4 protein-coding genes and 3 pseudogenes are annotated in these 6463 nt (G+C 41.8%); 3 read left to right on the top strand and 4 right to left on the bottom strand.

Annotation, left to right across the window (positions count from 1 at the left end):
• Positions 1-71: 71 nt before the first annotated feature.
• From mscL to HMPREF0027_RS00350, 4 genes and pseudogenes are all read right to left on the bottom strand, one after another.
• Positions 72-468, bottom strand: a pseudogene (gene mscL, locus HMPREF0027_RS00365) (large-conductance mechanosensitive channel protein MscL).
• Positions 469-579: 111 nt separating this feature from the next.
• Entirely contained in the window at positions 580-1104 is a 525-nt protein-coding gene (hemG, locus tag HMPREF0027_RS00360) for a menaquinone-dependent protoporphyrinogen IX dehydrogenase (RefSeq protein ID WP_005621107.1), read from the bottom strand.
• 21 nt (positions 1105-1125) lie between these two features.
• Entirely contained in the window at positions 1126-2604 is a 1479-nt protein-coding gene (locus HMPREF0027_RS00355; protein ID WP_005621105.1) for a TrkH family potassium uptake protein, read from the bottom strand.
• Positions 2605-2675: 71 nt separating this feature from the next.
• The gene (locus tag HMPREF0027_RS00350; RefSeq protein ID WP_044024184.1) at positions 2676-3284 is read right to left on the bottom strand and encodes a YigZ family protein; all 609 of its coding nucleotides are present in this window, start codon (positions 3282-3284) and stop codon (positions 2676-2678) included.
• A gap of 159 nt (positions 3285-3443) precedes the next feature.
• Here HMPREF0027_RS00350 and HMPREF0027_RS00345 point away from each other — a divergent pair.
• From HMPREF0027_RS00345 to HMPREF0027_RS12965, 3 genes and pseudogenes are all read left to right on the top strand, one after another.
• A pseudogene (locus HMPREF0027_RS00345) lies at positions 3444-4385 on the top strand (TAXI family TRAP transporter solute-binding subunit).
• A gap of 221 nt (positions 4386-4606) precedes the next feature.
• Positions 4607-5557: a methionyl-tRNA formyltransferase gene (fmt, locus tag HMPREF0027_RS00340; protein ID WP_005621094.1), complete on the top strand. Its 951-nt coding sequence runs from the start codon at positions 4607-4609 to the stop codon at positions 5555-5557.
• A gap of 95 nt (positions 5558-5652) precedes the next feature.
• Positions 5653-6463: pseudogene (locus HMPREF0027_RS12965) on the top strand (ATP-binding cassette domain-containing protein); the annotation flags it as partial.

Raw genomic sequence — 6463 nt, 5'->3', positions numbered from 1 at the left:
ACCGAGTAATCTACTCGCTATTTTTTATTCCTTAGATAAGATGAGCTTACGCTCCCTCTTTTTTATCCGAATTATTTTTTCAATAAATCACGGATTTCTGTTAATAATTTTTCTTCTGCTGACGGTTCAGCCGGTGCAGCTTCTACTTCTGCAGTTTTTTTTAAGTTTGTTGATCACTTTAACCATACCGAATACTGCGATTGCAATAATTAAGAAATCAAATACGTTTTGGATGAATGCGCCGTATTTTAACATCACCACTTCAGCACCTTCTTTTGCCGGTGCGATTTCAACTGCAAGATCTTTAAAATCTACGCCGCCGATTAACCAGCCGATAGGTGGCATTACTACATCGCTTACTAATGAAGATACGATTTTACCGAATGCACCACCGATGATCACACCGACAGCCATATCAACTACGTTACCTTTAACGGCGAATTCACGAAAGTCTTTTAAGATACTCATTTGCTTTTCCTTTGAAAAATAAAACACTCTATGCCCACTATTAGGCAGTGGCGGGCGATTCTAAAGCAAACGTTAGAATCCGATTAACATATTTAACTAAATTTACACTCATCAGAGTTTGTCTAACATTTGTCCAAGTTGCGCAACTTGTTGCCAATTTGTATATTCATATTCTCGACTTGCGTCCGTTTCGCCTTTGGTTAATTTCATAATTAACTGAATACAGAGGCGATCAAATAACGTATAGCGAGGATATAACAACGCACCGGCAATCACCTCCACTTTTGTCGGCTTCCACTTAATTTTCGCCAGAAACTTACGGGTATAAACGTTGGTTTCTGGCGTTTTACGATTCTCTTTACGCGCAGTCAAATTTACGCTGAAAAATGCAGAAGTTTTTTGGTTAAGCAGTGGATGATACTGCTCAATAAACTTATACACCATTTGATCAAAATGCCCGTATCGAATCGAAGCGCCAATCACAATTTGATCGGCACTTGCAAGTTTTTCGGCAAAATCGACCGCTTGTTGCTTAAGTGAAACCAATTCCACTTCATGCTCAATTTCAGCGGCAATCGCTTGTGCGATACGCTGAGTTTGCCCGTCCGTCGTAAAATAGAGAATTAGAGTTTTCATTTATTCATTCCGTTTTTATGATTAATCTTTCCAAAACACCGGACTTAGAATAACCAATAAGGTAAATACTTCTAAACGTCCGCAAACCATCGCAATCGTCAGCACCCATTTAGCGCCGTCCGGTACTTGGGTAAAGTTACTGCTTACGCTGCCTAGTGCCGGCCCCAGATTATTTAATGAGGCGATCACCGCATTAAATGCATCAAAAGTTTCCATACCAAAGGCAATACTGCCAAGCCAGCACATAATAAACACAAAAACATAAACAGAGAAAAATGCCCAAATCCCTTCTTCAATGCGATCTGAAAAAATATGCGTACCTAGCTTGATCGGTTTCACGGCATTAGGATGCACGAAGCGGTGAATTTCTCGATTAGCTTGCAGATACAGTAACATCACACGAATCACTTTCAAACCGCCGCCGGTTGAGCCGGCACAACCACCGATAAATGATGCCATCACCAATAAGATCGGTAAAAATGACGGCCATTGGCTGAAATCATTGGTGGTAAAACCGGCTGTGGTTGAAATCGAGACCGATTGGAATAACGCTTGCTGGAAAGTCATCTGCGAATCTTCAAAATAGTTATAACCGCTTAAAATTGCCAAGCAAACTAAAAATAAGCTCAACTGGATAAAAGTAAATAAGCGGAACTCATAATCCTTCCAATATAAACGCTTAAACATATTGCCGGTATTTTTGCTATTTTTATCTTTCAAACGGTCGATTAAGGCAAAATGTAGCCCGAAGTTACAGGACGAAATTAATAAAAACACCACGGTGATCAGATTAATTGCGCCACTGTTAAAATAGCCCATACTTGCATCATGCGTTGAAAAGCCACCGTTAGAAATCGTGGCAAAACTATGACAAATCGCATCAAACCATGTCATCCCCGCCATTTTAAATGCGAGGGTACATAAGACGGTTAAAGTGAAATAAATCTGCCAAAGTAACTTGGAAATTTCCGCAATCCGAGGGCGCATTTTTTGGTCTTTTAACGGCCCCGGCATTTCGGCTCGGTATAACTTACCCAAACCGATTAGCGGAATAATCGCAATCGCTAATACGATAATCCCCATACCGCCCAACCACTGCAGAAACTGGCGATAGAATAAAATCGCTTTTGGTAAGCTGTCCAAACCGGTGATCACCGTTGCACCGGTGGTAGTAAGCCCTGAAAACGATTCGAAAATCGATTCACTGATATTTAAATTCGGGTGCTCTAAAATAATAAAAGGCACTGCCCCTAATGAGCCAAGTACCACCCAGAACAAGACCACGATTAAAAAACCTTCCCGTGAACGGAGTTCTTCTTTTCGATCTCGGCAAAACCACCATAAAAGTGCACCGACCGAAAATGTGAGTAGGAACGATTGTAAAAATTCTCGGCCACCACCATCACCATAAATCAGTGCGACAAACGCCGGTAAAAGCATCGTAACCGAAAAGCTCATTACCAAAATTCCGACAATGCGGATAATAGTTAAAAACTGCACAAAGTCCTCAAAGTGTTTCTATAAGCGGTTAAATAAGGCAGAATTTTAGCAAAAAAACGCCCATACATAAATTAATCCAGTTTGTTAAGCTGCAAATTACCGGAGAAACGTTGCGTCAATTGTTCGCTTAGCAGCGCAATATCCGCCGGATTAATCGCTAAATTTAGCTCAATCACATCGGTAAAATGCTGCTCAAGCAGCTCAATATCGTAGCTATTCAGCAAGTATTGCACGGTGTTGAATTGATCGTATTCACATACCAAGCGGTAATTTTGGCGCAGCACTTTGCGCTGCTTTTCCACTTGCAATAATGCCTGTTGCACGCCGCCACCGTATGCCTTAACCAAACCGCCGGTACCTAATTGAATCCCACCGTAATAGCGCACTACAACTGCGGTAATTTCACCCAGCCCTGAACCTAATAAATAATTTAGCATCGGTTTACCGGCAGTACCGGAAGGCTCACCGTCATCCGAAAAACCGTATTGTTGCGAATCATTCGGCATCCCCCCCACCGTCGCCCAGCACCAATGGAGAGCTTGAGGATGAAGCATTTTCATTTCCGCCCAAAACGCTTTCGCCTGTTCCATACCTTCCGTATGACGTAAGTATGTGAGAAATCGGCTCTTTTTGATCTCTTCTTCGAAAATCACCGACTGCTGAGGGATAAAGTATTCCATTGTCACCATGCTCAATAAAAATTTAGATCATACCCCAATTGCAAGAAATTGGCGATTTTTGACCGCTTGCGGTTAAAAAATAGAGAAGAAAATTGCATATATTGTACAAAAAAAGATATCTTCAACTGGCAAACACCATTCTATTTTGAGGAAATTTCCATGAAAATCCCACCAAAACTCTCATTCTTAGCTACAATACTACTTGCGGGCTTCGCACAAGCGGAACAAACCCAAATTAAATTAGGCACAGGCAGTGACACCGGACTTTATTTCGTGACCGGCAATGCAATTTGCCAATCGCAGTGGAAATCACACCGCTTGTAAAGCGCTTGCCAGCGATGCTTCGGTTGATAATTTGAATAAAATTGCGAACGGTCAGTTAGAAATGGGGATTGTGCAGTCGGATTGGCAATATCATGCTTATCACTGTACCAGTTCATTTGAATGCAAACAGAACGATAAACTACGTGCGATTTTCTCGATTTATCCCGAGCCGTTTACCTTAGTAGTACGCAACGATTCCGCTATTCAATCAGTCGATGATTTACAAGGTAAAAAAGTGAATGTCGGCGTGGACGGTTCCGGTACACAAGCAACGATGAATGTTCTACTAAAAACCAAAGGCTGGACGGAAGCGAATTTTAAAGAAGCATTAAAACTCACGCCAGCTGACATGGGCAAAGCACTGTGCGAGAAAGATGTAGATGCGATTAGTTATAATGTGGGTCACCTGAATGTTGCGTTAAAAGAAACGGCTAACAGTTGTGATATTCGTGTAATTCCGGTTGCTGATGATGTTGTGAGCAAATTAGTGGAGGAACAAGGTTATTACGCTAAAGCAACTATTCCCGCTAACGTTTATAAAAATGTTGAACAAGCGGTCGATTCTTTTGAGGTTTATGCAACGTTAGTCACGTCAAGCGATGTAAGTGAAGAACAAGTTTACAGAGTGGTGAAAGCGGTATTCGAAAACTTTGATCGCTTCAAAAAATCACATCCGCATTTGCCCATTTATCCGAAGCGGAAATAGTCAAAAATGCACTATCCGCTCCGCTCCATTCAGGCGCTGTGAAATATTATAAAGAACGCGGTTCGTTATAATTACCCCTTCTGCAGCTTTTCAAATATCCCCCTAATGGCGCTCGTCTCTGACGCGAGCCTGTATTTTTCATATATCAATAATTATCAGCACCCGTCGGGATACGAGCGCTATCTTCCGTGCAATCTGCGCATTCCGTGGTTAAAAATGTTGAGCATGAAACACAGTTACTGCATTTCTTCTGTTACAATTCCGTTATCCATTCACTTATCAATAAAAAATTATGTCAAAACTTAATATTATTTTTGCCGGCACGCCTGATTTTGCCGCACAACACTTACAAGCGTTATTAGATTCAGAACATAATGTGATCACGGTTTATACTCAACCGGATAAACCTGCCGGTAGGGGCAAAAAGCTGCAAACCAGCCCAGTTAAACAATTAGCCGAACAACATAACATTCCGGTATATCAACCAAAATCCTTACGCAACGAAGAAGCACAAGCGGAATTAAAAGCATTAAATGCGGATGTAATGGTCGTGGTAGCTTACGGTTTAATCTTGCCGGAAGCGGTACTGAATGCGCCGAAATACGGTTGCTTAAATGTACACGGTTCATTATTACCACGCTGGCGTGGTGCAGCACCGATTCAACGTGCTATTTGGGCAGGTGATCCAGAAACCGGTGTGACTATTATGCAAATGGATATTGGCTTAGATACCGGCGATATGTTACACAAAGTTACCACACCGATTGCTGCAGACGAAACCTCCGCTTCATTATATGCAAAATTAGCCGAACTTGCACCGCCGGCGTTATTAGAGGTGTTAAACGGTTTGGAAAGCCAAGCGTTTAAAGCGGAAAAACAAGATGAAGCGCTTTCCAACTATGCGGAAAAACTTTCAAAAGAGGAAGCAAAATTAGACTGGAATTTGACCGCTTGTCAGTTGGAACGCAATATTCGTGCGTTTAACCCGTGGCCGATTAGCTTCCTCACGTTAGAGGTGGACGGTGTAGAGCAAAGTGTCAAAGTGTATCAAGCGAATGTGTTACCGCATCAAGCTAAGGTTGCCGGTACGGTCTTACAAGTGGATAAAAACGGTATCCAAATTGCTACGCAAGACGGTGTGTTAAATATCACGCAATTACAACCTTCCGGCAAAAAACCGATGTCTGTGCAAGACTTCCTTAACGGACGTGCCGATTGGTTTGTGGTGGGTAAACAACTCTAACAATAAACACATTTCTTAACGGGAAATTTCGCATACACTCATCTATCATAATTATTCGGTGTATGCGTTGTTTTATGTCATTTCAGGAACACAATATGCCAAACATCAACATTCACAACGCCTTATTTTCCCTTGCTCAACACAATAAACTGTCGATTGAATCACTGGAAATCAAAACTCACGATTTTTGGGTAATCGTTGGCGGTAACGGCTCCGGCAAAACCGCCTTTGCACAAGCATTACACAATTCACTTTCGTTATATTCGGGCGAATATCAAAACAGTTTCTAACATATCGCCTTACTTTCTTTTGAGCAGCAACAAAAGATCATTGAGCAAATTTTTAAAAGCCGAAATAATGATATGGTTTCACCCGATGACTTTGGTTTAACCGCCCATCAAATTATCTTAAATGGTAGTGAAAAAACGCAATTATGCGAGGAATATGCGGCGAAATTACGGATTCAACCGTTATTAGATCGCCCGTTTATTCAGCTCTCGACCGGCGAAAGTCGCAAAGTGCTATTTTGCCAAATGTTGGTCAGCGAACCGGATTTATTGATTCTAGATGAGCCTTTTGAAGGGTTAGACCAAGCCTCAGTCGCTTATTGGCAAGAGGTGATGGCACAACTTAGCGAACAAATGGCGGTGGTACTGATTTCTAACCGTTTTAATGATATTCCCGACTGTGCTACACATATCGCTTTATTGGATAATCTACAACTGATTTTACAAGGCGAACGCCAAACGATTGAGCAACAAGCGGTCTATTCTCAGCTAAAATTTGCAGAACAGAATGTGAATGCGCCTTTACCGGACAACACTGCACCACTGATTCAGCTCCCACCGAATACCAATCCGTTCGAACTGAAAACGTGATGATTCGTTATGAGAAAAAAACATGTGG

Source organism: Actinobacillus ureae ATCC 25976, from assembly GCF_000188255.1.
Lineage (GTDB): Bacteria > Pseudomonadota > Gammaproteobacteria > Enterobacterales > Pasteurellaceae > Actinobacillus > Actinobacillus ureae.
Note: the sequence above shows the minus strand (reverse complement) of the source record. Positions and strands in the feature narration are given on the sequence as shown.

Coding starts and splice junctions, on each gene's coding strand:
- hemG (WP_005621107.1), bottom strand. CDS start 1,104: ATGAAAACTCTAATTCTCTATTTTACGACGGACGGGCAAACTCAGCGT.
- HMPREF0027_RS00350 (WP_044024184.1), bottom strand. CDS start 3,284: ATGGAATACTTTATCCCTCAGCAGTCGGTGATTTTCGAAGAAGAGATC.
- fmt (WP_005621094.1), top strand. CDS start 4,607: ATGTCAAAACTTAATATTATTTTTGCCGGCACGCCTGATTTTGCCGCA.